The sequence below is a fragment of the Candidatus Obscuribacterales bacterium genome, from assembly GCA_019744775.1.
Classification (GTDB): Bacteria; Cyanobacteriota; Vampirovibrionia; order Obscuribacterales; family Obscuribacteraceae; genus SBAT01.
In genome coordinates this window covers 192,161-218,249 of the sequence record JAIETZ010000001.1, presented here as the reverse complement: position 1 = coordinate 218,249, position 26,089 = coordinate 192,161, and the positions used below count along the sequence as shown (strand labels likewise).

Below are 26,089 nucleotides of genomic sequence, written 5' to 3'. Positions count from 1 at the left end.
AGACATTCATGAAAGATCTTTACTCAAGTGTCTGGGAACCACCATTTATTCAACCGCATAGGATAGGTGAAATAAACAAATTCGGTAAACGTACGCACCAAGACAATATTACCGACCAAGTATTTGGCGTAAACGTGAATGATCTGGTTGAAAAATATGGTTCGCCACTTTATGTCACTTCTGAAAAGAAGATTCGCGAAAACGTAAGGCGTCTCAAGCGTGCTTTTGAAAGACGCTACAGTCTTGTTACTCATGGTTGGTCTTACAAGACTAACTACACAAGCGCTATCTGTAATATTCTCCACCAGGAAGGATCGTGGGCTGAGGTTGTATCGGAGTTTGAATATGAAAAGGCAAGACTTCTAGGTGTGCCTGGAGACAGAATTATTTTCAATGGTCCCAATAAGTCTAAGCGCATCTTACAAAAGGCAATTCGCGAAGGAGCACATCTTCATGTGGATCACCTTGATGAATTGCATAACATAGAAGCCGTCGCCACCGAGCTAAACTTGGTTGCGCCGGTTACCTTAAGACTTAACTTTGATACCGGCTTTACAGAGCCATGGGGGAAATTTGGTTTCAATTTGGAAAGTGGACAAGCTTATCTTGCTGCGAAATGGATAGCCTTAAGTCCTCATCTTAAACTCGTTGGTTTGCATAGCCATATCGGCACATTTATTTTGGAGCCACGTGCCTATGCCGAACAAGTACGCATTATGTGCGAATTTATGCGTGAAGTGGAAAATGACGACACTCAAATTGAATACATAGATATTGGTGGTGGTTTCCCTTCACAAAACGCTCTTAAGGGAATTTATTTACCACCGGAACAAGCAGTGCCATCCGTAAATGACTATGTCAATGCGGTGACCAGCGCTCTGCGTGAGGGTACGAAATATAGACTGGCAGCCGGGCGCCCATTGCCTCGCTTGATATTTGAATCTGGACGGGCAATTGTTGATGATACGCAAGTCTTGCTGACGACTGTTGTCGGCACAAAGAGGCTGTCCGACGGGCGCAAAGCAGTAATTCTTGATGGCGGTACTAATTTGCTTTTCACTGCCTATTGGTACAACCATCAGGTGAAACTGACTAAGGAATGCCAAGGCCCCATTGAAGACACTATTTTGTACGGACCGCTTTGTATGAATATTGATGTAGTGCGTCACAGCATTCACCTGCCGCCCCTAACGGCAGGTGACCTGCTGGTCGTCGAATCTGTAGGCGCATACAACAACACCCAATGGATGCAGTTTATTGAATACCGCCCAAATGTAGTTCTGGTGCATGAAGATGGACAGGTGTCTGTTATTCGCAAAGCAGAGGATTTGTCAGTCATGTGTGCACAAGATAATTTGCCCAAGCATTTAAGCGTGCCTTTTTTGGATCTCAACAAACATAGCCGCTTGGGAAAGCATATTGAGGCTGCTTCATGAATACGGCAAAGTTAATAGCAAGACAAATAGCGGAAACGTTTGCCAGTCTATTAGACGGTTATGGATCATTTTTCTCTTTGGATAAGACGCTTTCTAAATTGCTCTTATTTGCCGTCAGTTTTCTAATTCCAGCCACGGGACTGATGGGCATGCTTGGCGGGCTGTTTGTAATTGCCCTTAGAAGACTGTTTTCTTTGCCTCGCGATTACGAAAGACTGGACACTGTCAACGGTATTTTGCTGGGCATGTTATTAGGTTCGCTGTATGCATTTTCCTGGCAGTCTGTTTTTGTAGTAGCTTTAGGAGCGACACTGGTTATTGTTGCCGGTGCAGTCTTACAAGACTCGCTAACCAGAGTATTTAAGTTGCCTCTTCTAGGCATGCCCTATGTTGTGGCTGCGTATTTGCTTTTGCCTTTAGGCTATAACTTGCTTTCTCCAGCTAGTCATCAAACTGTATTTGCCGGTGTTGAAAACAACACCTTATCTGCTTTCAAATTCTTGGCGCCCTTTGGAGCGGTTTACTATAGTGGCACAGCGCTGGGTGGTATCCTCACTTTTCTTGCATTTGCCATTTCGTCACGTTATTTGGCTCTGATTGGACTGGCCCAAATAATTGTTTGCCTGCTCATCTTTCGCATACTTAATTTGGCGGGGACGGATTCACTTTTATATCTGGTTGCGCAAATGAATGCGGTTTTGACTGCATGCATAATTGGTGGTTTGTACACGGTGCCTGGTAAGCGCAGCATTGCCGTGGCGCTGTCCAGTGGCATAGTCGCTTGTTTTTTAACGATAAGTTTCAATCAGGTTATGTGGATTTTGCATTTGCCGGCGCTGGCGTTGCCCTTTGTTGTCACTACCTATGCTGTCATATTGGCATTTAGTCCTCAGCAAGGTGGACCATGGGCAAGATTTTGGTTGACGAGCCCATGTCTTGCTGAAAAAAGTATCGAGCAAATGAAAATTGCGTATGTACGAGGTGTCGATCCGCGCAGTGTCGCATTGAAGGCGCCTTTTGCCGGTGCCTGGCAAGTTTATCAGGGGTTTGATGGTGCCCATACGCACAAAGGTAGTCTTAGATATGCGCTGGATTTTTTTCAATTTGAGAATGGCGTAAGCTACAAAGATGATGGGGTAGGCGTCACAGATTTCCGTTGTTATGCAAAACCTGTCTTGTCGCCTGCTTATGGCCGTGTCTTTGAATGTTTTGACGGTTTTGCCGACAATCTACCTGGACAGGTCGATACGGTGAACAGTTTTGGTAATTACATCGTTATTGAAATTGGATTTTGGAAATATGTTGTTCTTGCCCACCTACAAAAGGACAGCTTGCGTGTAAAAGCAGGCGATTATCTTGTCCCTGGACAGGTGCTTGCCTTGTGTGGTAATTCCGGAAGGTCACCACAACCGCATGTGCACATGCATGTTCAGGAAAGTCCACGCCTGGGTAGCCGCACGCTGCCATTTCACCTAACAGACGTCATTGTTCCTGCTGGAGGCTCAGCTTATTACGCACTGAATGTTATTCCCAAAGAAAAACAAACGGTCATTGCTCCAATACGCAATCATGCATTGAAAAAAGCTTTCAAGCTTTCAGTTGGAAGCCGCCTGGAATTTGATTGTCGAGTTGGTAAAAATAATGCCGGTGAGACAAAGCGCTATCTGGAAACCACATTGGATCCTTATGGGCAATTCTATTTGTTTAGCGATAAAGGTGCCAGTGTAGCATTCACGCTCAATGATGACTTGGTGGCATTTTACAATCGTGCAGGTAAGCCGGATTCATTGTTGGATGCGTTTGTACTGGCAGTTGGCTTAACGCCTTTCGTGGAAGCAGTGACTAACTGGCAGGATTTAACGCCTATGAAGTTTCTGCCGTTGCCCTTTCATTTAAGAGCATTATGCGCAGTATTTACGCCCTGGCATAAATTGGCGGTGAGTTGTTATGAACGGACTTGGGACGGTCAGTTGAAGCGTTGGATTCAGAAAGCTGAACATAAGTTGCAATTGGGATTAATTAAATGGTCATGCAAAACGGAAGTTCACCTTTGTGAATCACTGGGTGTGCTTTATTTGGAGGTATCGAGACATGGAGAAACTCTGCAGTCGGCCATGCTTGCTGCACAGAGTATTCGGGAGGATAATGGCATACCGGAGAGGTCCTCCGCTTGCTTCCCTAATACTTGAGCCGATGAAGCTTACAATCACTAAAAAGCTCTTTTTTACAATAATTCTGGTAACAGCTTGTGTTATTGGACTGATTGTTGCTTTGACCAAAGCAAGTATTGGCACCGGCTTTGGTAGGTACCTGGCGCGCGTGGAGTTGAGAAAAGTTGAGCCTGTGGCTCGTCATATCGAAAAACTTTACAAAGAACACGGCAATTGGGAATTTCTAGAAACAGATCCGGATCTTGTTTGGCGCGAAATGCAAAGAGCCATGGCTCCGAAAGAAGCCATGGATGAAAAGCGGCGTGAGGAATTAGGACCGCGAACAGACGACGACTTTGCTGAGCGTTCTACCTCATATACTCCGCATGCACCAACTCGACATCATTTCTTGCTCTTTCACCCTTTGGGAATACCCCCTCATATTATGGAATTGCTGCATAGAGTATCTCTTTTCAATGCGGACAAGAACCGACTCTGGGGAGAAGGTTCGGCAAATTTGGCGATAGCCAATTTGCCGCTTACTGTTGACGGCAAACAAGTAGGATATTTGGCACTGGCTCCTGGAACTTCTCTCTACAGCGAGATTGAATCAAATTTTGTCGATGAGCAAAACAAAAATTTGTTGCTCATTGCTTTAGCCGGCTTTTGTGCGGCTACTATAGCCTCTATGATGCTTTCCAGCCATTTATTGGCTGGCATTAAGGCCCTTTCAAAAGGTACACATAAATTGGCATCGTTGGATTTCAGCACGCGCCTGGATACTTCTTCGTCAGATGAGATTGGCGAATTAGCCAAGGACTTCAATTTCCTTGCTGAGACTTTGGAGAAACAAGATCAAAAGAGCAAGCAGTGGGTGTCTGATACATCTCATGAGTTGCGCACGCCGATAGCTATTTTGCGAGCGCAAGTAGAGGCTTTCCAGGATGGTGTTCAACAAGCCAACCCAAAAACATTAGCTGTCTTGCACAAGGAAATAATGTCCTTAAGTAAATTGGTTGATGACCTTTATTGGCTTGCCCGCTTTGATGTAGGAAAGCTTACAGATACCTTGATGCCTATGGATATTATTGTCTGCCTGCAAGATGTTTTATTTACTTTTGAAGAGCGCTTCAAGGAGAAGAACTTGTCCGTTGATACCAGCGAGCTATTCGAAGGTGAAATTGTAATCAATGCAGATCGCAATAGAATAAAACAAGTATTCATGAACCTTCTGGAAAATTCCCTGCGATATACGGATGCTGGCGGCGTTGTAAAACTCAGTACCGATGTTACAGACAAGGATGTAATTTTAAAAATTGAAGACTCGGCTCCCTCTGTGCCAAGAGCAGCTTTGCCGCAAGTTTTTGAAAGATTTTTCCGCGTTGAATCTTCTCGCAGTCGAGACTTTGGTGGAGCAGGATTGGGACTTGCTATTTGTAAAAGTATTGTCGAGGCGCATGATGGACAAATTGCCGCAGCTCCTTCAGTACTGGGTGGTTTGAAGATTGAATTGAAATTGCCTTTAGCTGGAAATGACAAAGATGCCGGATAAGCCAAAAGTATTGGTTGTTGAAGACGAGCACAGGATTGCCGAAATCCTCATGGATTATCTGCGCCAAGACGGCTATGAACCTGTGCACATTGATAAGGGCACTGGTGTCGTGGCTGATGTGAAAAAAGAGACGCCGGATCTAATTTTGCTTGATCTCATGTTGCCTGGTGTCGATGGGCTGGAAATTTGTCGTGAGATTCGCAAGTTTTCAGAAGTGCCGATAATTGTTATCAGTGCACGCGTAGATGAACTCGATAGGCTCTTAGGATTGGGCTTAGGAGCCGATGATTACATTTGCAAGCCATTTAGCCCACGAGAAGTCGTGGCGCGTGTGAAAACTGTTATGCGCCGGTCTAACCAGCAAGCCAAGGAAACAACAGGCAAGCTGTTTTATGTCGATGATGAAAAATCACGAATTTCCGTCAATGGCGTTCCGCTTGATTTAACTGGTACTGAATTTCGCTTGCTGAAACTTCTTATAAGCCGTCCGGGAAGAGTGTATTCTCGTTCGCAGCTGTTGGAGCTTTGTTACCAGCAAGAGCAGTATGTCTACGATCGAGTTATTGACAGTCATATCAAAAACTTGCGCAAGAAAATCGCTAAAGTCTTGCCCGGACAAGAACTTATCCATGCAGTGTATGGAGTGGGCTATCGCTACGAGCTATAACTATTGACTGGGTTGTGTTTCAGCGGGCTTGTCGGCAAAACGGTGCAAGTAGTCAGTGTCAGGAACAGATGCTTGAACGTCGCTTACCTGAGCTTTTTCCAAATGCTCTTTGGCTTTGTCTTCGTTACCTAAAGCTTTATAGCAATTGCTCAAATAGTATTCTGGAGCATTGTAAAAATTCCCCGGCATTTCTCCTGGCAGCGCCGGTGTGAATTTAACTGACTCTTCCGTACACCTGGTTAAATCGGTCAACGCTGCGTCTGGTTGCGAGGTGAGCATATAAAGGCGTCCTCTGGCAAGCAAAGCATCTCCTGATGTTGGATCCAGCTCGAGTGCATGGTTTAAGTCTTTCAATGCTTCATCGAAATTCTTGTTGTCCATATAGCAAATGCCGCGTTCTTTGTAAGCGTCGGCAAAGTCTTCGTTTTTCTCAATTGCTTTTGTCAAATCTTGGATAGCCCAGGTTGTGCAGCCGACAACACCGTATAAATAGCCTCTTAAATATAGTGAGTCGGCATCGTTGGCGTCTTGTGATAGCTTTTCATTAGTTGCATCAAGCAATGAGATCAATTCGTCACCGCGTGAATTACCCTGTACATTGGTTTTCCAGGTTTCCAAAGTATTAGTCTCTTCATCATTTTGTGATTGCAATTTGCCCGAAACTAAAAGAACAGGACTGCGCTCATGATCATCAAGCTTGTATCTAAATTGTTTGTGATCGCGCGACATTACAGTTACCGCTGCGCAAGTTTTCATTATCTTATTGCCGTGACTGCTCCTGTTTAATATCAAATGTCTGACAGACGGCAATATCCAGGCTGCTGATAGTGGTGAAAATTGTGATACAAGCCTTGTTATGCCTTCTGTGCTTTCATGCGTGTAGACAGTTTTATACCAGAGACCAGGACATGGATTTGCATTATCGAAATCCGTATAACGATCTTCTGTGACGAGCATAACGCGCCCGGGTGGAAGGTAATAGCGAGTATGGGCTGAAAGTACATTCACTGCATTTACTCTGTCGTCGTGTAGATTGAGAATCGCGGTGGTAGTACCTTTAGTGCGTATATAAACTATGGCGCCTGCCGCCACGTTTATTTCTGCATTGGGTACGGAAATATCAATGGTGTTTTTTGGCGCCAGTAAGAGACTGCCTGAGCCTAAAACCAAATGACTTTCATGTCTGCCTTTTTCGGCGACAATGCCCTCGCTTTTCAGCAAGGACATTGTTGGCTGGCCGAATAAAATCTCATCTTTGAGAAATAGTTCGCCGCGGACATGCGCAATGGGTACCAACGATAGACGTGGGATTCGCCCTAGAACACGGGTTGGCTCTATGGTTGTTTTGCGGGTGATCGTAGCGTCGGAAGGTGCATACGAGCGGGAACACCCGTTTGTAGTGTCTGCGCTTGCTTGGGGGCAGTGCATAAGCAAGTAGGCGTTGCAGACCAACAAAATTTTCCCCAGCCGAGTTGATACCATTGCATCATGACCTCACAAATGTCCACCCTCATGGACTCGTGACTTTCATCAACCATCCTAGGTAGCCCAAGTGGAGTAACGATGGAGATTGTGGAGAAAATATGGAGGTTGCGGTTAATCGATGCTAATTTTGTCGCGGCAAGCTTGGCTCAATTAGCGGTTGAAAAAGGCATCCTGGCTAAGTTCGACAACAAGCTCATCGCCTTTAGTTAATTTGATGTCTTCGCCATGTGTAGCAATTCCGGAGACAATGACACCACCGGGCACACCGCGGCTGGCGCCCAGGAGAAAATCTTTGACCCGGCTGTGTGATTCACCGGCTTCTACCTGATGGCCCAGCGCGTACGACGGAGATATCGCACCGGCAATTCCTGTAACTGCAGGTGCTACCGCTAATCCAATTGGACCGGCTGCCACGAGACCGCCTGCTAACACGGCGTCAGCGACCAGATATCTTGTAGTAATGCTTTTAACTTCAGCATCGCCGCCTTTATTTACTATCAACCTTAAGGTTGAACCTGCAGATTCAATTTCAGTTTGTGGGGCTAATGTCGCTGATATTGAAGTTGCCCCTGATTTGTTTTGCAGGCTGAGAAATGTTATTGCCAGGCGACCTTCGGGATCAAGAAAATGATGACGCGGGATATAGGACTTAATTGTCCTCTCTGCTCGGGCGACATCGGTTACTTGTCCTGTGACGACATCACCTTTCTTGGCGACCGTAATACCGTTTATCGTCAAATCGTCAACTAAGCTTGCTTCCACTGTGTCGCCTAATGTCGCTGTCTGGCTGCTCACATCTGTCATTAAACTCACTCGAAATCGTGAGCCTTTAGAAAGACTTACTTCATCGGTTTCTACGCTGCCTGTAAGTTGTGGGTAAAGTATTGGCTTAACAGGAGCCACGGTCTCAGCTGTCGGACCGCCGGGGTTCGCGTCAATTACCGTGTATTGTCCGTAAGAGGGCAATTGTAGAATTAGAGATAATAATGCTAGTAACGGAATTGACTGTTTCACCTGTTATTTGCCCCTCTATAGAAATAGGCGTCCTGATTGAGAATCAAAAGCAATTGATCCCCTTTTTCTAAAAATAAATGTGCTCCACGTGTGGTTACGCCGGAGACGATGCTGCCGCCCGGCAGACCTTTGCCGACACTGACGGCAATGTCGCGCGGTTTATTTGTCTTTTCTGATTTTTCTAACGGACGTCCCTGGGCAAATGTTGAAGAAACTGCACCGGCTGCTCCGCTCAGTGCCGGCGCCACAAGAATCCCAGCAGGGCCGGCGGCAAATGAGGCGGCGGTAATTGCAGCATCGACGGCAAGTAGTTTTTTTGTGTCGTATTTAGTTTCGTATTCACCGTTTCTATCAACCACAATATCAATCTTGGAAGGATAGTATTTTGTGACCCTGCTTTTAGGCGCGGGCTTAGCTGAAATTGTTGTGTGAATGCCTTCTTTTGTTGTTATTGTGTCGAAATTAAGACCGACTCTGGCATCGGCATTTAAAAACGTCCTGCCTGGGATATAAGCTTTGATAGTTTTTTTCGGACGATAAATACTCACTATCTTGCCGGTGACAATGTCTTTTGGGCAGGCTACCTGGTGTCCAATTACAGAGATATAGTCGATAATTCGGCATTCTAATCTGTCACCAAGTTTTGCCGAGCTGGTGTCTAAAGGGGTTAAAACTTCAACTCTTAGTAAGGAGCCGGCATTTAAGACGGTAAAGTCATGGACGACCTTACCGGAAAACTTGGACAAAATGACTTCTGCCGGAGCCGGATTGGCTAGAAAAACAAGCCAAACAAGTGCTGCAGGTAGAAGCTTATTGAATTTCATCGACAATATTATAAGGGGATATTGAGCTGTTCCTGTGAATCCAAGCGCGCTTTTGACAAACTTGTTAGTATGGAAATTGGCGGCTGAATCGTCGCCTCGTGCGTCCTTGTGGCGCTGTTTTGGCGTGGCTTTTGTACGGGCAAGAATTATGACAAATCAAAGTTGACACCTTGCAAGATTATCTTGAGGAGGATGATTTCGTTATTGAAGATGACTCCTACGAGTTACTAATGAGGTGCTTAAACTTTTGTCCACATTAAGTCCACGCGAAAAGGAAGTGATAATTCGTCGTTATGGACTTAAGGATAGAAAGCCGGCAACTTTGCAGGAAGTAGCTACCTTCATGAACATCAGCAAGGAACGCGTTAGGCAAATAGAAGCTGTCGCTTTGAAGAAGATTTGCAAGAATCCAAAGGCAATTAATTTGCTGTCGTATCTAAACTAGAACAAAAGTAAGGACGCCATTCAAATGGCGTCCTTCAGGCTCGGAGCATGGCTCTGTTGCCTGCAGCCCATTGGCATATTGCCTAGGGTTTCTAATTGCATTGTAGAACAAATTACTAATCTTCGCTTTTATTGGCAGGCTCATTTTGCTTGTCTGAGCTGTCCGAATCCTTAACTGAATCAGTATTGGTATCCGTGCTTGGCGATTCATTTGCGACGTTTGAGTTGTTGGTATCAGCCGGTTGTGCCTGTTTATTGGTGACCCAAGGCAAGACTGACATGACATTTTTTGCATGGTCCAATTGCAAATCTGTTAGACGCTTTTTGTAATCTTGGGCCGCATCCATATCCTGATCGTCAGCGGCAATATTTGCCAATGCTGCTGTTACCTTTTCCTGCAATTTGTACTGTTTTTTCTCAAGTCCTTCAAGAATTTCCAAGGACTTTTCAAAATTTTCTTTGGCTATAGTTGGCTTGCCCTTTAGCAAATTGAGATCAGCTAGGTCGGTATATATATTTGCTGTTTCGATCTCGTCGGGCGAGTCAAGTTCAAGCTGCATCTTCAGCGCCTTTTGCAAATATTTTTCCGAAAGCGCAAAAGTTTGGCGCTTGCAGTTGAGCTTTCCTAACCCATGATAGATTTTTACTGTTGTTTCATTGTTATCGGTGCCCTCAATTTCCAAAGCATCTTCGTACAAGGTTTCAGCATCGTCATAAATTTCTTGTTCTACATATGTGTCGGCAAGACCTACTTTGCCAACGGCAACCTGGTGAGTGTGTTTGCCGGATTTTTCCGCTTCGGCAATTGCCTGTTGAAAGTGCTGCTCAGCGCGATTGAGTTGCCCTTCTGAAAGAGCGTTTCTTCCATCTTTCATTGAATTGTCAAAGTTGGGCATCAAACTGCAACCTGACATCGAAATTGCTAAGGCTAGAAGTGTGGTGGCAACACTATGACGCTGACGGTATATGTACATGCTATCCAAAAGTCCTATTGGGTTAAAGAACTTTCAAATTCTACACTAAATGTGTCTAATAAATGTAAATTGCGTCAATTTTCCAGCGAAGAAATTACCAAACGAATTACCAAACGAATTATTGAGTTACGTTGGGTGCTGACGCCTGGCGCTGACAAACTTTCTTGATAAGCGCATCCATATCATCCATTAAGTCCATGCCGGTTTGTCCAGGCGCGTAATTCAATGTTTGATTCAGCTGAGTCAATCTATCAATCAGATGCAGATTTTGTGATGTATGTCCGTAAGTATGCATTTCGCACCAACCAACTTTGGTAATCATCCTTGTATTGGAGGGCGGCACGTTTGGCTGGGTGATAAGAGGATCTTCTTGAGGAGCTGATGATCCCTGACTAACACTTTCATCATCACGCCTGCTGATAGGGGACATGCCTGGTGGCATTACACCGAGAAAACCCAACCCGGCCATTCCTAAAAGAGAGTTGGCGACAAAAGCGGCAATCTGTTTTTTCCTTTGGGAGTTCGGTTGCGATTGCTGATAGGTTGTTCGGCTGTCATCAGGTCTTTCTTGTGTCTGTTCGAACGATTTTATATGCAAGACATTTTCAACATAGGTATCAAGGTCATCTGTTCGTTGACTAAGATCAGGGTTGGGTGATGCTTTCCCGTACGCTTTAACTTCCATGCGGCTTAAACGATCGACAAGTGGTTGCCCTATATAGGTAGCGCCCAAGATTTGTTTTTCCAGGGTATCTATATGTGGATAGTCTGGTTGATCATCGTCTGCAGCAGAACTTGTTTGTTGAGTAGTCGACTGTGAATTGTCCGCGTCTGCTGAAGCATTTAGTTTGAAAGGGTTTTGATGCAATGTCTTCTGTACATATAGATCAAGTGCATCGGTGCGGGCGCTTAAGTCAACATTGGTAGAAGACTTGCCAAAAGCTTTTGTCTCTAGCCTTGCCAGTCTTTCTTTTATATCGCCTGTCGGATGTGTCTGACCAAGAATGAGACTTTCTAATTTTGTGATATGCGGATACTCATCACCTGTATCTACAACTGCATCACTTGGTGAGTCAGGTGTATCTGTGTTTGCCTGCAAAACAAAGCTGACGATGTTGGCTACTCTTTGATTGGGGTCGCCAGCCTGCACGTCGCCGAACATGATTTTTTCAATGCGCTGGGCGCGGGCATCGTAAGACTCGGTTGTGTAATTACGTCCAAAATACTGATGTTCAATTTCGTTGAATAATTCCAAAGTCTGAGGACTCAATTGTGACTGGCCCTGAGCCATTGCGCTTGGAAAGGAAAGCGCAAAGCAAAACGCAAGTGATAGAACTTTCAGACGCATAGGTTCCCCACGAAAGTGGCGATCTTAGCATGACAAGGGCGTGCCCTTGTCGGATAGTTTCTTCCGGCAATTCGAAAAATTAAATGTGGAAAATTTGGGCGGGTGCTTGGAAACAAGTATAATATCCACTTTTAGTATCGCTAGACGGGAAATGCCGGTCCAGCAGTGTTTTAGAGGATTCATCGTGATTGTTGTAACTGAAGTCTCCAAAAGCTATGGCGCTCGAACATTGTTCGACAATGTTTCTGCCAAGTTCAGCCCGGGCAATCGCTATGGCTTAACCGGACCCAATGGTTCCGGCAAGTCGACTTTCATGAAAATTCTCTCTGGCGAATATGAACCGACCAACTCCGGTGTGATCAATCGTCCGCGCCGCGTAGGGGTTCTTAAACAAGACCAGTTTGCCTACGACAATGAGCGCATCATCGACACTGTTGTTATGGGTAATGATGTTCTCTGGAAGGCGTTCAAGGAGCGCGATGCTCTTTGTGAATTGTCTGAGCACACGCCTGAGCAGATAGATAGACTAGTTCAACTGGAACAAGTCATCGCCGATGAAAATGGTTACACGGCTGAATTTGAAGCTGCAGAAATTCTGCGCGGTATAGGCATTGAAGACGAGAAGCACGAAAATCTGATGAGCACGCTGGCAACAGATTTCAAATTCCGCGTTCTTCTGGCTCAAGCTCTTTTTGCCGGACCGCAGGCGTTATTGTTGGATGAACCGACAAACCACTTGGATCTCGATTCAATTCACTGGTTGGAAGAATTCCTTCACGATTACGAAGGTGTGCTCATAGTTATTTCTCACGATAGACATTTCCTCAATGCAGTTTGCACACATATTGCCGACATTGACTATGACACCATCATTATCTATCCGGGTAACTATGACGACATGGTCACTCAGAAAATACAGGCGCGCGAAACGATTGAGCAAGAAAATCGCGACAAGGCAAAGAAGGTAGCGCAATTGCAAGAGTTCGTCGCTCGTTTTGCCGCCGGTCAAAGATCAAGCCAAGTGCAGTCCCGTAAGAAAGAAATTGCTCGTCTGGCTCCTCAAGAACTTAAAAGATCTAATATCCAAAGACCGTTTATTCGCTTTGAACAAGAAAAGCCTATGGGACGTGAAGTACTCCAAGTGCGCGGCATGAACAAGTCTTTCGATGACAAAGTTATTTTGAAGAATTTCAACTTGGATATTAAGCGCGGTGACAGGATTGCCATCATCGGTTCAAACGGTGTGGGCAAAACAACTCTTCTGCGTCTTTTGCTTGGTGAAATCAAAGCAGATGCCGGCACCATGAAGTGGGGAGATAATGCCTCCTGGAGTTATTACCCGCAGGATTATCATGATGACATTCAAGGTGGAATGACTGCTCTTGATTGGCTCATGCAGTTTTCTGAAAAAGGCGACATTCAATTTGTGCGTGGGCTTTTAGGGCGCATGTTATTTTCCGGTGACGAGTCATTGAAAAGGACTGAGGCACTATCCGGTGGTGAAGCTGCACGTTTGCTCATGGCCAAAATGATGATGGTGAAAAATCCAATTTTGGTATTCGATGAACCGACAAATCACCTTGACTTGGAAGCTGTTTCAGCTTTAGCAGAAGGGCTGTCAAATTATCCTGGGACGGTGCTTCTTGTATCCCATGACAGAGACTTGATTTCTGACGTGGCTACACGAGTACTTTCCTTTACTGATAAAGGAATTGTGGATTTCCCAGGCACCTATGAAGAGTATCTTGAGCATCATCAATTTAAATCACGTGCTCGCCAGGTAGCCTCTAAGAAGTAAGCTCCGACTTAGCTCTGGCAATTGCCTCAGGCTCAAGAAGAAGTCCTTGCCGTTCGTAAGCCTTCCAAAGCGGAGACCACTTTAGAAGCGCAAACTTTACCTGTGAATACTTGCTTGCCAGGCGTGTCAGTTTGGCATTGCCTTTATTCAGCACTTCCAGCTTGTCCAACTGCGCGCATTTAGCGCAAAATAGTTCGCGTTCTTCGCTCTCGTGAGTTAGTTTGGCAACTTCGCCGGCAAGAAGTTTTCTGTCGCACTCATAACATCTTGCGTCGCGGCTTAATAGATAGGCTGACAGCATTTGTAGACTCCTCTGAGAACAATACAATTCAAGCACACAAGTGAGTAAGATTTGAAGTAAAGCGGTATTTCGTATGACACAATTTACGCCATGAAAAACACAATTATGGTTCTCATTTCGGCATTTCTATTTGTTCAGGCTGCCGAGGCCGCGGAGACAAAGGCAATAGGAAAAACAGCTAAATACGACAAGACACACATGGGACAGAAGCATATGACTATTTATGATTTTCAAGCTAAAGGCTTAGACGGCAAAGAAATAAACCTATCTAAATACAAAGGTGATGTAGTTCTGATTGTAAACACAGCTTCCCAGTGTGGATTTACACCTCAGTTTAAAGGACTTGAGGAATTGAACAAAAAATACGCAGACAAGGGATTGAAGGTTTTGGGTTTCCCTTGCAACCAGTTTGGTGAGCAAGAGCCGGGAGACAGTACTCAAATTGGTGCCTTTTGTCAAAAGAATTATGGCGTTGATTTTCAGATGTTTGAAAAAATCGACGTTAACGGAGAAAATGCTCACCCGTTGTACAAGTACTTGACCAGTTCCGCCCCCGGTATTATGGGAACCGAGGCAATCAAGTGGAATTTCACCAAGTTTCTTGTGGACAGGCACGGCAATGTAGTTAAGCGCTATGCTTCCAATGTCGAGCCCAAGGACATAGCTTCCGATATTGAAAAGCAATTAGAGAATAACTAAGTTTCTAAATTGGGACAAAAACGATAAGCCTTGAGCAATGTCTCGAAGGCTTGTAATTGTTCGGAGTTGCCCGCCACATACAATGCGTCTCCTTGACCAATTACTTCATCAGGTGGTGGATGGGCAATTGTTTGGTTGTCTCGTTTAATAGCAAGCACCGTGGCGCCTGTTCGGTTGCGGATATCCAGGGAGCCTATAGTTTGTTTGCGAAGATCGAAACCGGCATCCAGATCATTTATGGCAAACCAATTGCCCGAAAATGATTCGCTTTCGTTGCTGAGAATCAGCTCCGGCAGTTCCGGCAAATCATGCTGGAAGATTTTGTAGCGCTCGGTTTCAATCTCTTTGAGGGCCATTTCTATAACTGAATGATCGGCTCTTAAACTCATTAGTGCTAGTTTTGTAATTTCAATACTTGATTCAAATTCCGGCTGTACAACAGCATTCGCACCTATAGCACGAAAGATTTCAATGTCGTCCGATCTATGAGCGCGAGCAATTATTTTTATGTCTTGGTTCTGGTGGCGGATGAAAGAAATGATGGTCATGGTGGCAATAGGATCCGGCACAGTCAGGACAAGAGCAGCAGCTCTATTCACTCCAGCTTTTAAAAGTACCTGACGCCCGAAGACATCGCCATAGATGCATGGGATACCTTCTCGCTCCAACTCCTCGATTGTTTCACTGTTCATATCGATTACCACAATGGGAATATTGAGACTGCGCAAAGCAATGCCTACATTGCGTCCTATTCTGCCGTACCCGCAAATAATTACGTGGTCTTTTATGCTAGTGGTAATCGTGTCTTCCAGATTTTTGTCGACAGTTACATGTGTGGCCGCATATCGCCAGAGAAGTTTTGGCACGATGGTCATTAGAAGCGGCGAAACGATGAGCGTGATGACCGCACCGGCTAAAAACAAGTCGTAGACGCTTTCGGGCAAGAATTGCAGTGAATGAGCAACCGTTGCCAACACGAAAGAAAATTCCCCAATTTGCGCTAAGCCCACACCGACAAGAATTGCACTCCACCAACTAGCTACTGCCGTTCTGGCACTCAGTGTACCTACTGTTGCTTTACCAACGAGAATTAACAACACGAAGAGAAATACTTGTATCGGATGCTCGACTAAAAAGGAGGGATTTAACAACATGCCGACAGATACGAAAAATACTGTAGAGAAGAGATCTTTAACGGGCAAAAGATCGGCCAGTGCTTGATGTCCATAGGGGGATTCACTAATCATGGCGCCTGCTAAAAATGCGCCCAATGCTAGTGATAGACCTAGTTGCTGGCTTGAAAGGGCAATGCCTACGCACAAAGTAATGAGGCTTAATAAAAACACTTCACGAGAATTTGTTCTTGTCACCCATTTCAAAAGATATGGCACTACTTTTGTTGCACCAAGAAGAACAATGGACATAAGAAGAGTTGCCTTGAAGAGTGCCATGAGCAATGCCGGCAAAAAGGCAAAGGATGTTGCCACTGAACTTATCGTAGCTTGGTTTAATGCAGGTAATAGGGCAATTATAGGCACAAGAGAAATATCCTGAATTAGCAAAATTGCCACCAGCAGCCGGCCATGTGCCGAATCTGCCTCGGCTCTTTCCGATAGCAATTTGCTTGCGACGACAGTGCTTGATAAAGCACAAATGCAGCCGAAGATGAAACCGTCATCAGTTGCCGTAACTAGACCTGTCGCCTGAGCAAATAGCCAGGCGCAGGCAATTGTAACTATCAGCTGACTGAGCGCAGCGGCCAAAACACGCTTGGCTGACGAAAAGACCTTTTTAAATGAGACTTCTAGTCCCAAAACGAACAAGAGCAGCGCTACGCCTAATTCGGCCAGCGTTTCAATCTGCTCAGTATTGTTTATTAAGGATGCCCCGTAGGGACCGATTGCTACTCCGGCCAGTACGTAACCGGCAATAACAGGCTGTTTGAAACGAATGCAGAAAAAGCCTGCTAGGAGTGCGGCGAGCCACACGCAACCTAGATCCCTAATTAGCGTGAGATCGGTCATAGCGAGCCTTTCAGGAGGTCTATCTAGATTCTACCCAGTTAAATTCCTGAAAATAGCCAAAAATCTATGAACTATCGGCAATATTTACGTTGCCTGGCTAATTTGCGTGGTAAAAGGTAATGGAGACGCACCGAAGGAGACACTATGAGCGACTTTCCTCAAGATATTTTTACAGAACCGAGCAATGTCAATATAGACACCTTGAAAAATCTCGGTCCATTAACGGGAATGGCTGGAATTTGGCATGGCGAAGATGGCAGTGACCTTCACCCGGTGGCAACCGGCAAGAAGGGAAATATCTACGTGGAGAGATATGAATTGCAGCCGATTGATCCAGCACTTAATGGACCGCAACTTCTTTACGGATTGCGCTATCACACGCATATAACTAAGCCCGGCGAAGTAAAAACATTCCATGATCAAGTTGGTTACTGGCTCTGGGAGCCGGCAACAGAAACGGTCATTCACACAGTAGCTATACCGCGTGGACAAACGGTTTTGGCTATCGGTAAAGCAGCCAAAGACGCCAAATCGTTTGAGCTTGTGGCAGAACATGGAGTTGTGACAAATGGTATTTCGTCTAACCCTTTTCTTGAATACGCCTACAAGACTGTTGAATTCCGCATCAAAGTAACAATCAATGATGACGGTACCTGGTCTTATGATGAAGACACCGTGATGATGATAAAAGGCAGAGATGAAGCCTTTCATCATACAGACAGTCACACGATGAAGAAAATTGCTGAACCGACTCCTAATCCTTTAGCATTGCAAGCAACAGCGGCTTGATTCACCAGCGTTTGATTTGCTCAACGCACCATTTGTAATAGCCGTCGCTGTCATTTGTATAGAGGCGCGCATCGGTGCGCTTAATAATATATGGCGCTGTTTGTCCATTGCGCTCTATCGTTAAAATCATCGTTGACCCAGGTAAACCGCGGCAAGCATTGCGAAAATTGTCGGCATTTGTGTGGACAGCACCGTCTATTTTTCGTATCTTGTCGCCTACGACAACACCCAGACGTAATAAATCACTGCCGGGAAGAATCTTTGTAATCGTGCCGTCATCACCTTCGGTATACGCTCCTAATACACCCACTGGAATTTCGCCGTGATTGACGTCTTCTTTTAGCTTCACTTTAGTCACCGCAGTTTCTTGAATTTGGCCTTGTTCAGCCAGGCGATGCCCGGGAATTAGTGGTGCCAATTTATCCGGTAAGAGTTTGTCTTCGGTGTCTGATGTTGCCCAGTCAGGATCTATGTAAAGTTTGCTTTCAGAAGCTTTTAATTCAAAGGGCTTGCCTTCTTGCGCTTGAGCGGCAAGAACAGACACACAAATGACCAACAGTAATGCCGGGATTTTCATTATCAGTCTTTTGCTCTGTGTTTGAATGTTTTACTTGTGACAAGACCTATTAGCATCATTACCAATCCGGCTAGTGCTGCCGGCCAGAAGCCTGTTATCGTTAAATGTTGTGGCACAAAGTGAGCAGTTAATAAAAGTGCGAGAGCCGGCAAAACCCAGAATCCAATCACCCATAGAGGAATCAGCCACAAAAGAGCCAAGCCCAGGGATGCAACCGTCCATAAAGCAGCGATTAAGCCGACACCGAGTTCAATAAGCCACAACATTAAGCCGAAAAGTAGCGATATTAAAAGGGCGGATAGGAAGCTGCCGTGAAAGTCTATACCGGGAATCATCGGCAGCACTGCTACAAAGGCCAAAGCTGTGAGTACCAGTCTCAAAATGGCTCTCATCATAAATGACTCCTTAAAACGACCATAACTTTAGGATACATGCGCGTAACGTATTTAGTGAAGAGCCTACGCCCTTCGATTATGAAATGCATAATAGGGGTATAGCTTTCTGGCGATAGGGCGAACTTATGCGATCTTCTGCAATATCTTCTGCTTTGCTTTTGTCCCTCTGTTTGCTGCCTGCTAAGGCGCAGAGCATTATGGAATTTGGTGATTTGCGTGCCGGTGCTGCAGGCACTGGTGCCGGAGCCGGAATGTCCGCAGGACTTGGTCACAAGAATGCTTTGAACAAATCGTTTCAAAAGGCAACTAAAGCAATGACTGCTGCTCAGAAAGCCGCTTTTGATACGCAGACTCAGGCAATTAACCAATATTGGTCATCGGGATGCCGGTACGAAGTAGCTAAGCAATGGGCGAATGCGGAGAAAACTTTTGCCTACGTCTTGCAGGTTGTTACTTTGAGAGATGGAGCTAAAAGTTCAACACGCGTGCCCGTTTTGCAAAAGTTGGTTACGGCAACCAAAGCACAGAAAAAACTTGATCAAGCAATCGGATATCAAAAATCAATTGTCGACTATCACAAAGGAGCAAGTCGTCCTGACGAAAGAGCTATTGTTAAAATGCAAGCTGACTTATCAGGACTTTATTTGGATAAGCATGACTATGCCGCTGCCGAACCTATATTGAAAGATTCAGTTGCACTCTACGCGAAATATCCAAGTTTGCCGCAAGTGCAGAGAATGGTGACGCTTAGAACCTATAGCAAAGTGTTGCGCAATTTGAAAAAGAACGAGGAAGCCGACAAAGTTGATTTGTCGATTACACAAAATGCCGGCGCTGGCAAAGTATTGCCGACAGCTGTCGAGGTAAAGCCGCCAGTCAGCGAAACTGTTAGCGCACCGCCAGCGACGGCAACACCGGAAGCACCTGCAACTGCTGAAACAACTGCAAAACCGGCAACTGCTGAAACTCTGGCGCCACCGGTAGTGGAAAATGTTGCACCCGTCGTTGAATCTAGTCCGGCTGCATCTTCTGTAACATCGACTAGTGCCGATCCTCTACCACCACAAGTTGCGTTGCCGCAACCAGTTGAAGCAACTGAGAATAATCCGGAAAAATAGATATGGTCAGTGACAATGACAATCAGTTACCCATACTCCCCGAGCAATACCACGTAATCGGAAAGGTAAGCGAAGGAGGCATGGGTGCAATCTACAAGGTTAAGAACCGTTATACGGGCGGCAATTTTGCCGTAAAGGTTTTGCGCAAGGAATGTGCCTACGACGAGGAAATGCGCCAGCGCTTTATTGGTGAAGCTAAATCGGCCAGCTCTCTCAAGCATCCCTCAATCTGTCAGGTGCACGACTTCGGTATAAATAAAGACGTGCCTTATCTAGTAATGGATTGGATCGATGGAATTAGTCTGGAACGTAAAGTTCGCCGTGACGGTCCTTTAGAACAAACGGAAGCTGTGCACATATTTCTACAAATTGCTCAGGCGTTAGCGCTTGCGCATGAGCACTCAGTCGTGCACCGAGATTTGAAGCCGGAAAATATTATGCTTGCCAGAAGTGGCGGGGAAGGACACACTAAAGTTCAAATAGTTGATTTTGGTATAGCCAAAGTTTTGACCGATGATGGCGATGTAATAAAAAGCCAGGGGCTAACCAAAACCGGTGTTGTTTTAGGCACACCTCTCTACATGAGTCCTGAACAGGCTTTAGGCAAGCGTGTTGATCAAAGATCGGATATTTATTCTTTTGGCTGTGTGATGTATGCGGCATTGTCAGGCGTGCCGCCATTTGTCGGTGAAACCTTTGTGGATACGGCCAATAAGCACATAAGTGAAGCGCCACCAGCTATCAATCAGAGCCTCGGCGTTTCCACTGGTCTAAAAATGATTATGCTCAAGGCAATGGAGAAAAAGCCTGAGGACAGATATCAATCAATGGATGAGATTATCGCCGATCTTAAAAAGCTGACTAAAGGAGTTCAGTTGGATCGCGTCAGTCTAGCTTCTGAAAGACAAAGGAAGCGAAAAATGATTATTACTGCCGTCATTTTCATTGCGGCATTTCTACTTATGTATTTGGCAGGAGGTTTCTTGCAGGACTTACTGAGCGATGCACCGTAGAAGATCATTTGCTCGTCATTTTGTTATGGTTTACGGCATACTCTCTAACGGCAGACGCTAAGGTATCAAAATGCCTGTGGAAGCCAAAATGCAGCATCTCCTCAAAGGCTTCGTCAAATGTATAGCCATCTTGTGCCATGCGTGATATAGCCACCATGCAACCGGTTCTGTCATCGCCCATGGTGCAATGAACGAAAACGGAGCCTTTTCCTGTGTGTTCTTTTGCTATTGCTACTACCTTGAGAAATTCGTCTATTTGTTGCTTTGTCGGCGCCACTCGGTGCGACATGGGAATATGTACGAACTTCATTCCGTAACGCTTGCAGAGAACCTTTTCTGCATTAGCCAGTTTGACGCTATCGCGCAGATCTACAACAGTCGTAACGCCCATCTTATTTATTGTTTCGAATGCTTGAGGAGGTGGTTTACCACCGCGGAAAAGCCATGGATGCACTGCGCGGAAATTTCTTATGCCGTTTACGTAATGGCTGTGCCTGTGCCGTCTTGAACGATGTCTGTCATCATCTTCTCCGGCAGTCGCCGGACAGTTGATGGTCAAAAGACAAGCTAAAAGTAAACCTAAGCGTTGCATGACTCTCGACCTTTTGTTGCCATTCATCTAATACCCTAATTACCAATTTACTAATTTTGATTAGTCTTAGCTAATAACTCTTGTTGGAAGTGGCGGTCAGCTCTTATCATCAAGGCTTCCTCGTCTGGAGATTCCATGAAACCTTTTAAGTCCCTGGCCATATCGCTGGCATTAATGGCTGTCGCTATTCCGTCCGTAAGAGGCGCTGAACTGACCATTCCATCTATTAAGGATACGCTTAGCCCTGAAATGGCAAGCAAATTTACTTATGTTGAGGACAGCGAACTTGGACAGTCCTTGAATTTGCCTGTTTATCAATGGCTGCCTGTTGATAGAGAGCCCAGAGTAGTCTGCTTGGGTATTCACGGACTGACGCTTCATGGAAGACGCTATAGAGTATTGGCAAGAACGCTTGCCAGTGAAGGTGTTGTTTTTGCCGCACCGGATATGCGGGGATTCGGTCGCTGTAAATTCGATGAGGAAAAGCGTTATAGCACTAAAGGCGACGACAAAACCAAAATCAATCACGAAAAGAGCTATGCGGACCTAGTCAAATTAGCTCAATTGCTCAAAGAGAAATATCCCGATATTCCGCTTATAGTTCTTGGTGAGAGCCTGGGTTGTACATTTTGCGTACGCTTGGCCGGAGAACATCCTGAACTTGTTACGGGGATGATTTTGTCGGCTCCTGCTGTGAAAGTAAATCCTGCAATGTATATGTCGCCTTCCGACATTGGTTCCGGGATGAAAGCGCTTGTTAATAAGCATCATGAGCTGGACCTACACCATTTCATTACGAGTCTTGTTTCGGCAAGACAAGAAGTTGTTAACGAAATGCTTGATGATCCGCTCATCTTGAAGAAAGTGCCGCTATTTGATCTTTTGTCTACTGATGAATTCGTCGAGAAGACAGCTAAATATGGTAAGACCGTGCCGTCACATATGTCTGTGTTGATTATTCAAGGAAGCTCTGATCGTTGTGTGGTACCGGATATGGTGACTCACCTAACATCCGCAATGCCGTCTGATGACCAAACTGTACGTTGGCTGGGCAGCTACGGACACTTGCAATTAGAGACTTCGTTCTTGCGCGCAGCTGTTGTCGACAGCGTTAGAGACTGGTTTGAAGACCACTCGCCGGCTTCCCGTGATGACAAAGTAAATTTAGGCAGAAAAATTGTGGATGCCGGCGGCATACTGGTTCAGTAAGCAATTACGTCAAGTCTAGTATTTGTTTTTCAAATTCTTTGTACTCGGCTAGAAGTTCAGCACGTTTAGCCAGTTCAAAGTCATCGTATTCAAAGCCAGGTGCCACAGTTGTGCCCATAAGAGCATAATCCGGATAATCGGGATCTTGCAGTATTTTGCTGCCCTGCCAAATTCCTTTTGGAACCGTGTATTGCGGTTGTTGTCGAGCTAATATGTTGTGACCTAAAACAACTATGTCTGCCCTGTTGTCCGGAAAAAGTAGAAGCATTTCTACAGGGGCGCCGAAATAAAAGTGGAATGTTTCATCAGATGCAACTTTGTGCAGTCTGGAACAAGTCTCTTTAGTAAGCAGGTAATAGATAGAAGTCCCATAAGAGCGGGGACTTTCGTAGCGTGGCGGCAAAACCTCTCGAGGAATGAGCTCGTAGGATTTGTAAGTTTGCCGGTAATAGCCGCCTTCAGGATGCTCTTCCAACTTCAAAAGTTGGATTAAATCGGAAGCTGACAAATCTATTTTCTTAGGCATGATGGTAATGACATACCACGCCGGCTTAAAATTTCTTTTCTTATCACGTAATTCCTTTGCATGCGTTTATTTAACGGGGTACATAGGCGGCAGGAGGACAAATATGCGTGCATTTGAAGGTGTTTTTGGCAAATTGCCGGGCGTATTTTTAAGCCTGTCTCTTGTTAGTCATTTGCCGGCTGTAGCCTGTACGGACTTTCAGGTTAAGACAAAGGATAACTCGGTAATTATTGGTCGCTCGATGGAATGGGCAGTTGATTTGAAGTCTCAGTTGAGAGTTCATGCTCGCGGCGAGGACCACACGTCACGCACGCCTGATGGTAAGGCCGCACTCAAGTGGCTATCGAAATACGGTTATGTAGCAGCTGACGCTCTGGACATTGATGTAGCCATTGACGGCATGAATGAAAAAGGACTTTCAGTTGGCGCTCTCTGGCTTCCCGAGTACACCACTTATCAGACGGTAGCTCCTAAAGACAATAAAATCACACTCGATGCGCTTGATTTAGGACACTGGATTTTAGGTAATTTCTCTACTGTTGCGGAAGTAAAAGCGAATTTGCCCAAGGTAAAAGTCTGGTGCAAACCGCTAGAACAATTAGGTGGAATCTCGACAATGCATTTTGCCCTGCACGATGCAAAAGGCAATAATGCTGTCTTGGAATTTGTCGATGGTCAACAGAAGTTTTACGACAATCCCAATGGTGTTTTAACTAACGCACCGCCATTTGATTGGCAGTCGATAAACATGCGCAATTACTTGACGCTCAAACCGGCGAACCCTACTTCTATTGAAGTGCGCGGCACAGTATTGGCGCCACCTGGGCAGGGCTCAGGATTTCTCGGTGTGCCTGGTGACTGGACTCCTCCGTCTCGTTTTGTGAGAACTATTGCAATGGTCAATTTTGCAAAACCAGTTGATAAAGCGCTTGATGGCGTTATTCTTGCTCAGCATATTCTCAATGCAGTGGATATTCCAGTAGGAGATGTGCGAGCAAAACCGGGTGATCTTGATCATTGCGATTACACGCAGTGGGCACTCATTAAAGATCTGGCAAACAATGTTATGTATTTTCGCACTTATGAAAACCAAAATCTGCGTTCTATTGATTTGAAGCGACTTGATTTAAATGCTGGTTTGAAGGTGCGTATGTTGCCTATGTCCGGCGGCAATCCTATAGAAGATGTGAGTAAGCAAGTTAAGTGGCGTTTTGTCCCAGGTAGAGAAGAACCTGTAGAAGAAACCACTTCCGAGACAAAACCGGATAAGACAAAAGCGGACAAAGCCAAGGAACCAAAAGCTAAGCCGGAGCCGAAAAAAACAGTGAAAGCAAAATAAATTAGATATTTATACTTTGGCCTGGTTTTGTTTGAGTCTCACAAGTTCAAATTGCTCTGTTTTGTTTTTGCCGAAGTGAACAAGTATTGGGCTTTCTGCCTTCATCAAGTTGGCTACACCCGTGTCGTAGACAACATCCTTAGAACCGTCAATTGTCCAGGCTGCGCGCTTGGTCTTTTTATCGACTGCGCCGGAAATTTGTTTTGTTGTGTTGGTTAGTGTGTTGTAGTAATTTCCGTGAATAGAATAGTCTTTGCCGACGGCAATTTGAAATAGTTCAGTAGAGTCAGTTTGGTTGCCCTGTACAAGTGAGAATACGCCCATCGGTTTCCAGTTTGATTTGGTCATTTGTGCTTTTTGTTGTGGATTTGTAGCCGAGTAAATTGGTGTTGTTTGAGCAAGCGCGTAAGCTTCATCATAGTACTGTTCTGCTGTTCCTACGTCTTGGCTGCCATAGTAAACATCATTGCCCTGATAAGTAATGTTGTTGCCGTAGTCGTATTCAACCGGAGCATCAGAATAGTCATCTCCCCAGAATCCGGAGAGTCCGTCCCAACCTGTATAGCCCCAGCCCCAACCATCATCGAGCCAGGGACCGTACCAGAGACCATCACGGTTGTTCCACCAGTTTCTGCCAAAGGCATTGTTGTTGTTAAAGGCATTTCTCACAGAATTGCCGCGATTGGACAACGTGCTTTGCGATATGGCTTGCGTCTTATTTCCTTCTGGAATCATACTGCGCGCATCGTCGCCTGCTATGCGCCCGAAGCCGCCATCAGTAGCCATCGATCTTTGACTATCCATGGGCTGATTCCAAAGATGATTTGCTTCTCTGTCCAATTCGGCATCATCGCGTGCTAAGTCATCAGGCGTTCTGTCCATGCGACCTTGCAAGGCATCAGCATCATCAATGCGTCCGAAATTATCACCGAAGTTGCGTCCGAATCCACGCCCATCGTCCCCGCCGTCGCCGCGATCAGAACCTCTGTCGCCCCCGTCGCGAAAGCCGCCATCGCGAAAGCCGTCACCACCGCGGCCACCGCCATAACCACCACCGCCGTGTCCGCCGCCGCCGCCTCTGGTGTAGGCTAATTGGGTAAGACTAAGTGTGAGTGCTAAAGCAACTATCATTGCATTTGCGAATTTTTCTCTTGCAAATTTTTCTCTTGTGATCATGGGGTGTCTCCGCCGGTATTCCGCGTGTTTCTCTGTGAGCTATTGTGTGCGAGTCACAATTACTTCTTGCGTATCAGGAATTCTTTTGCCGTCGTAGGATCTCATGGTTGATTTCCAGCTGAAACTGTTGTCGTCAATTTTATGCAGGCGATATCTGGCCATCCCCTTTCTTCCTGACGGATGACCGGCAATTGATTTGACCACAATGTCGTTGCCGTCTTTTTTCCAAAGACTTTTGCCGAATCCGCCGTCACTGTCATAACTCCAGGAAATAACAGTCTTTGCTTTTGGGCTCCAGCCAATTACTTGCAATTCGCCGGCAGCATTTTTGTCATCCATGAAAGTCATGTAGATGTACTTATCGTCGCCTACTGGCGTTGTCTGGATTTGTACGGAGCCTTTAGTGCCCTTGGCTGTCCAATTCCCTTTTAGCCAATTGAGGTCCTTAACAGATGCGATATTTGTTGCAGTTGATTGTAATTTCGCATGCGGTGGAATTTTTTGTATGGCAGCGTAAGATGCGCTGGTGCTCAATATTACCGTCAGAAATATGCTTTGAAACAAATTGCCTTGCATGTTTTTTCTCCCTACGGACATGCCCAAAATTTCTTACCCAGTGGGCATTTTCACTAACGCTTT

25 protein-coding genes are annotated in these 26,089 nt (G+C 45.5%); 12 read left to right on the top strand and 13 right to left on the bottom strand.

All coding sequences use genetic code 11. From position 1 onward, the window contains the following. The first annotated feature begins 8 nt into the window (after window positions 1-8). From K2Y22_00875 to K2Y22_00860, 4 genes are read left to right on the top strand one after another with little or no spacing between them, the layout of a single operon-like run. Entirely contained in the window at window positions 9-1,436 is a 1,428-nt protein-coding gene (locus K2Y22_00875) for an alanine racemase (protein MBX9876987.1), read from the top strand. Continuing rightward, window positions 1,433-3,625 carry an urea transporter gene (locus K2Y22_00870; GenBank protein ID MBX9876986.1) on the top strand — a complete coding sequence of 731 codons (2,193 nt, stop codon included), beginning with the start codon at window positions 1,433-1,435 and terminating at the stop codon, window positions 3,623-3,625. The genes K2Y22_00875 and K2Y22_00870 overlap by 4 nt, the downstream gene beginning before the upstream one ends. After that, entirely contained in the window at window positions 3,582-5,138 is a 1,557-nt protein-coding gene (locus tag K2Y22_00865) for a HAMP domain-containing protein (protein ID MBX9876985.1), read from the top strand. The genes K2Y22_00870 and K2Y22_00865 overlap by 44 nt, the downstream gene beginning before the upstream one ends. Further along, entirely contained in the window at window positions 5,128-5,805 is a 678-nt protein-coding gene (locus tag K2Y22_00860; GenBank protein MBX9876984.1) for a response regulator, read from the top strand. Before K2Y22_00865 ends, K2Y22_00860 begins: the two co-directional genes overlap by 11 nt. Here the strand turns inward: K2Y22_00860 and K2Y22_00855 are convergent, their stop codons facing one another. The 3 genes from K2Y22_00855 to K2Y22_00845 form a co-directional block, all read right to left on the bottom strand. Beyond that, window positions 5,806-7,032, bottom strand: coding sequence for a tetratricopeptide repeat protein (locus K2Y22_00855; protein ID MBX9876983.1), 1,227 nt, complete (start codon window positions 7,030-7,032; stop codon window positions 5,806-5,808). A gap of 408 nt (window positions 7,033-7,440) precedes the next feature. After that, window positions 7,441-8,304, bottom strand: a complete 864-nt coding sequence (locus K2Y22_00850) for a hypothetical protein (GenBank protein MBX9876982.1) — start codon at window positions 8,302-8,304, stop codon at window positions 7,441-7,443. Beyond that, window positions 8,301-9,128: a hypothetical protein gene (locus K2Y22_00845; protein MBX9876981.1), complete on the bottom strand. Its 828-nt coding sequence runs from the start codon at window positions 9,126-9,128 to the stop codon at window positions 8,301-8,303. The genes K2Y22_00850 and K2Y22_00845 overlap by 4 nt, the downstream gene beginning before the upstream one ends. 247 nt (window positions 9,129-9,375) lie before the next feature. On the opposite strand from K2Y22_00845, the gene K2Y22_00840 reads away from it, so the two are divergent. Beyond that, a complete protein-coding gene (locus K2Y22_00840; GenBank protein MBX9876980.1) occupies window positions 9,376-9,573 on the top strand; it encodes a hypothetical protein in 198 nt (65 codons plus the stop codon). Window positions 9,574-9,688: 115 nt separating this feature from the next. On the opposite strand, the gene K2Y22_00835 is transcribed toward K2Y22_00840, so the two are convergent. Together K2Y22_00835 and K2Y22_00830 are read right to left on the bottom strand one after the other, a co-directional pair. Then, the gene (locus tag K2Y22_00835; protein MBX9876979.1) at window positions 9,689-10,546 is read right to left on the bottom strand and encodes a tetratricopeptide repeat protein; all 858 of its coding nucleotides are present in this window, start codon (window positions 10,544-10,546) and stop codon (window positions 9,689-9,691) included. 118 nt (window positions 10,547-10,664) lie between these two features. Next, the gene (locus tag K2Y22_00830; protein ID MBX9876978.1) at window positions 10,665-11,894 is read right to left on the bottom strand and encodes a hypothetical protein; all 1,230 of its coding nucleotides are present in this window, start codon (window positions 11,892-11,894) and stop codon (window positions 10,665-10,667) included. 184 nt (window positions 11,895-12,078) lie between these two features. On the opposite strand from K2Y22_00830, the gene K2Y22_00825 reads away from it, so the two are divergent. After that, window positions 12,079-13,692, top strand: a complete 1,614-nt coding sequence (locus tag K2Y22_00825) for an ATP-binding cassette domain-containing protein (protein ID MBX9876977.1) — start codon at window positions 12,079-12,081, stop codon at window positions 13,690-13,692. On the opposite strand, the gene K2Y22_00820 is transcribed toward K2Y22_00825, so the two are convergent. After that, window positions 13,682-13,993, bottom strand: coding sequence for a hypothetical protein (locus tag K2Y22_00820; protein MBX9876976.1), 312 nt, complete (start codon window positions 13,991-13,993; stop codon window positions 13,682-13,684). The two genes, K2Y22_00825 and K2Y22_00820, sit on opposite strands and share 11 nt — an antisense overlap. 213 nt (window positions 13,994-14,206) lie before the next feature. Here K2Y22_00820 and K2Y22_00815 point away from each other — a divergent pair, with 213 nt between their 5' ends. Further along, a complete protein-coding gene (locus K2Y22_00815) occupies window positions 14,207-14,692 on the top strand; it encodes a glutathione peroxidase (protein MBX9876975.1) in 486 nt (161 codons plus the stop codon). Here K2Y22_00815 and K2Y22_00810 read toward each other — a convergent pair. Beyond that, window positions 14,689-16,716, bottom strand: coding sequence for a cation:proton antiporter (locus K2Y22_00810; protein MBX9876974.1), 2,028 nt, complete (start codon window positions 16,714-16,716; stop codon window positions 14,689-14,691). The two genes, K2Y22_00815 and K2Y22_00810, sit on opposite strands and share 4 nt — an antisense overlap. Window positions 16,717-16,860: 144 nt before the next feature. Between K2Y22_00810 and K2Y22_00805 the strand changes: the two genes are divergently transcribed. Continuing rightward, window positions 16,861-17,505: a heme-binding beta-barrel domain-containing protein gene (locus tag K2Y22_00805; protein MBX9876973.1), complete on the top strand. Its 645-nt coding sequence runs from the start codon at window positions 16,861-16,863 to the stop codon at window positions 17,503-17,505. Between the two features lies 1 nt (window position 17,506). Here the strand turns inward: K2Y22_00805 and K2Y22_00800 are convergent, their stop codons facing one another. Both K2Y22_00800 and K2Y22_00795 read right to left on the bottom strand, forming a co-directional pair. Beyond that, on the bottom strand, window positions 17,507-18,082 hold the full coding sequence (locus K2Y22_00800) for a hypothetical protein (protein ID MBX9876972.1): 576 nt from the start codon (window positions 18,080-18,082) through the stop codon (window positions 17,507-17,509). Window positions 18,083-18,084: 2 nt separating this feature from the next. Continuing rightward, on the bottom strand, window positions 18,085-18,477 hold the full coding sequence (locus K2Y22_00795; protein ID MBX9876971.1) for a phage holin family protein: 393 nt from the start codon (window positions 18,475-18,477) through the stop codon (window positions 18,085-18,087). A gap of 125 nt (window positions 18,478-18,602) precedes the next feature. On the opposite strand from K2Y22_00795, the gene K2Y22_00790 reads away from it, so the two are divergent. After that, window positions 18,603-19,595 (top strand): hypothetical protein, encoded by a 993-nt coding sequence (locus tag K2Y22_00790; protein MBX9876970.1) that lies wholly within the window; start codon window positions 18,603-18,605, stop codon window positions 19,593-19,595. 2 nt (window positions 19,596-19,597) lie between these two features. After that, window positions 19,598-20,608: a serine/threonine protein kinase gene (locus K2Y22_00785; protein MBX9876969.1), complete on the top strand. Its 1,011-nt coding sequence runs from the start codon at window positions 19,598-19,600 to the stop codon at window positions 20,606-20,608. 4 nt (window positions 20,609-20,612) lie between these two features. Here the strand turns inward: K2Y22_00785 and K2Y22_00780 are convergent, their stop codons facing one another. Then, window positions 20,613-21,200, bottom strand: a complete 588-nt coding sequence (locus K2Y22_00780; GenBank protein ID MBX9876968.1) for a tyrosine-protein phosphatase — start codon at window positions 21,198-21,200, stop codon at window positions 20,613-20,615. 135 nt (window positions 21,201-21,335) lie between these two features. Here K2Y22_00780 and K2Y22_00775 point away from each other — a divergent pair, with 135 nt between their 5' ends. Next, a complete protein-coding gene (locus tag K2Y22_00775; GenBank protein MBX9876967.1) occupies window positions 21,336-22,409 on the top strand; it encodes an alpha/beta hydrolase in 1,074 nt (357 codons plus the stop codon). Window positions 22,410-22,413: 4 nt separating this feature from the next. Here K2Y22_00775 and K2Y22_00770 read toward each other — a convergent pair whose 3' ends face one another. Beyond that, window positions 22,414-22,935, bottom strand: coding sequence for a cupin domain-containing protein (locus K2Y22_00770; protein ID MBX9876966.1), 522 nt, complete (start codon window positions 22,933-22,935; stop codon window positions 22,414-22,416). A gap of 103 nt (window positions 22,936-23,038) precedes the next feature. Here K2Y22_00770 and K2Y22_00765 point away from each other — a divergent pair, with 103 nt between their 5' ends. Beyond that, window positions 23,039-24,274 carry a choloylglycine hydrolase family protein gene (locus K2Y22_00765; GenBank protein ID MBX9876965.1) on the top strand — a complete coding sequence of 412 codons (1,236 nt, stop codon included), beginning with the start codon at window positions 23,039-23,041 and terminating at the stop codon, window positions 24,272-24,274. A gap of 9 nt (window positions 24,275-24,283) precedes the next feature. Here K2Y22_00765 and K2Y22_00760 read toward each other — a convergent pair whose 3' ends face one another. Together K2Y22_00760 and K2Y22_00755 are read right to left on the bottom strand one after the other, a co-directional pair. Then, the gene (locus K2Y22_00760; protein MBX9876964.1) at window positions 24,284-25,450 is read right to left on the bottom strand and encodes a hypothetical protein; all 1,167 of its coding nucleotides are present in this window, start codon (window positions 25,448-25,450) and stop codon (window positions 24,284-24,286) included. 39 nt (window positions 25,451-25,489) lie between these two features. Then, window positions 25,490-26,047: a hypothetical protein gene (locus tag K2Y22_00755; GenBank protein MBX9876963.1), complete on the bottom strand. Its 558-nt coding sequence runs from the start codon at window positions 26,045-26,047 to the stop codon at window positions 25,490-25,492. Window positions 26,048-26,089 lie beyond the last annotated feature (42 nt).

Excerpts from the sequence above, each read along its gene's own strand:
- K2Y22_00875 (MBX9876987.1), top strand. The coding sequence starts at position 9 with ATGAAAGATCTTTACTCAAGTGTCTGGGAACCACCATTTATTCAACCG.
- K2Y22_00870 (MBX9876986.1), top strand. The coding sequence starts at position 1,433 with ATGAATACGGCAAAGTTAATAGCAAGACAAATAGCGGAAACGTTTGCC.
- K2Y22_00865 (MBX9876985.1), top strand. The coding sequence starts at position 3,582 with ATGGCATACCGGAGAGGTCCTCCGCTTGCTTCCCTAATACTTGAGCCG.
- K2Y22_00860 (MBX9876984.1), top strand. The coding sequence starts at position 5,128 with ATGCCGGATAAGCCAAAAGTATTGGTTGTTGAAGACGAGCACAGGATT.
- K2Y22_00855 (MBX9876983.1), bottom strand. The coding sequence starts at position 7,032 with ATGTCCTTGCTGAAAAGCGAGGGCATTGTCGCCGAAAAAGGCAGACAT.
- K2Y22_00845 (MBX9876981.1), bottom strand. The coding sequence starts at position 9,128 with ATGAAATTCAATAAGCTTCTACCTGCAGCACTTGTTTGGCTTGTTTTT.
- K2Y22_00835 (MBX9876979.1), bottom strand. The coding sequence starts at position 10,546 with ATGTACATATACCGTCAGCGTCATAGTGTTGCCACCACACTTCTAGCC.
- K2Y22_00830 (MBX9876978.1), bottom strand. The coding sequence starts at position 11,894 with ATGCGTCTGAAAGTTCTATCACTTGCGTTTTGCTTTGCGCTTTCCTTT.
- K2Y22_00820 (MBX9876976.1), bottom strand. The coding sequence starts at position 13,993 with ATGCTGTCAGCCTATCTATTAAGCCGCGACGCAAGATGTTATGAGTGC.
- K2Y22_00815 (MBX9876975.1), top strand. The coding sequence starts at position 14,207 with ATGACTATTTATGATTTTCAAGCTAAAGGCTTAGACGGCAAAGAAATA.
- K2Y22_00810 (MBX9876974.1), bottom strand. The coding sequence starts at position 16,716 with ATGACCGATCTCACGCTAATTAGGGATCTAGGTTGCGTGTGGCTCGCC.
- K2Y22_00805 (MBX9876973.1), top strand. The coding sequence starts at position 16,861 with ATGAGCGACTTTCCTCAAGATATTTTTACAGAACCGAGCAATGTCAAT.
- K2Y22_00800 (MBX9876972.1), bottom strand. The coding sequence starts at position 18,082 with ATGAAAATCCCGGCATTACTGTTGGTCATTTGTGTGTCTGTTCTTGCC.
- K2Y22_00795 (MBX9876971.1), bottom strand. The coding sequence starts at position 18,477 with ATGATGAGAGCCATTTTGAGACTGGTACTCACAGCTTTGGCCTTTGTA.
- K2Y22_00790 (MBX9876970.1), top strand. The coding sequence starts at position 18,603 with ATGCGATCTTCTGCAATATCTTCTGCTTTGCTTTTGTCCCTCTGTTTG.
- K2Y22_00785 (MBX9876969.1), top strand. The coding sequence starts at position 19,598 with ATGGTCAGTGACAATGACAATCAGTTACCCATACTCCCCGAGCAATAC.
- K2Y22_00780 (MBX9876968.1), bottom strand. The coding sequence starts at position 21,200 with ATGCAACGCTTAGGTTTACTTTTAGCTTGTCTTTTGACCATCAACTGT.
- K2Y22_00775 (MBX9876967.1), top strand. The coding sequence starts at position 21,336 with ATGAAACCTTTTAAGTCCCTGGCCATATCGCTGGCATTAATGGCTGTC.
- K2Y22_00770 (MBX9876966.1), bottom strand. The coding sequence starts at position 22,935 with ATGCCTAAGAAAATAGATTTGTCAGCTTCCGATTTAATCCAACTTTTG.
- K2Y22_00765 (MBX9876965.1), top strand. The coding sequence starts at position 23,039 with ATGCGTGCATTTGAAGGTGTTTTTGGCAAATTGCCGGGCGTATTTTTA.
- K2Y22_00760 (MBX9876964.1), bottom strand. The coding sequence starts at position 25,450 with ATGATCACAAGAGAAAAATTTGCAAGAGAAAAATTCGCAAATGCAATG.
- K2Y22_00755 (MBX9876963.1), bottom strand. The coding sequence starts at position 26,047 with ATGTCCGTAGGGAGAAAAAACATGCAAGGCAATTTGTTTCAAAGCATA.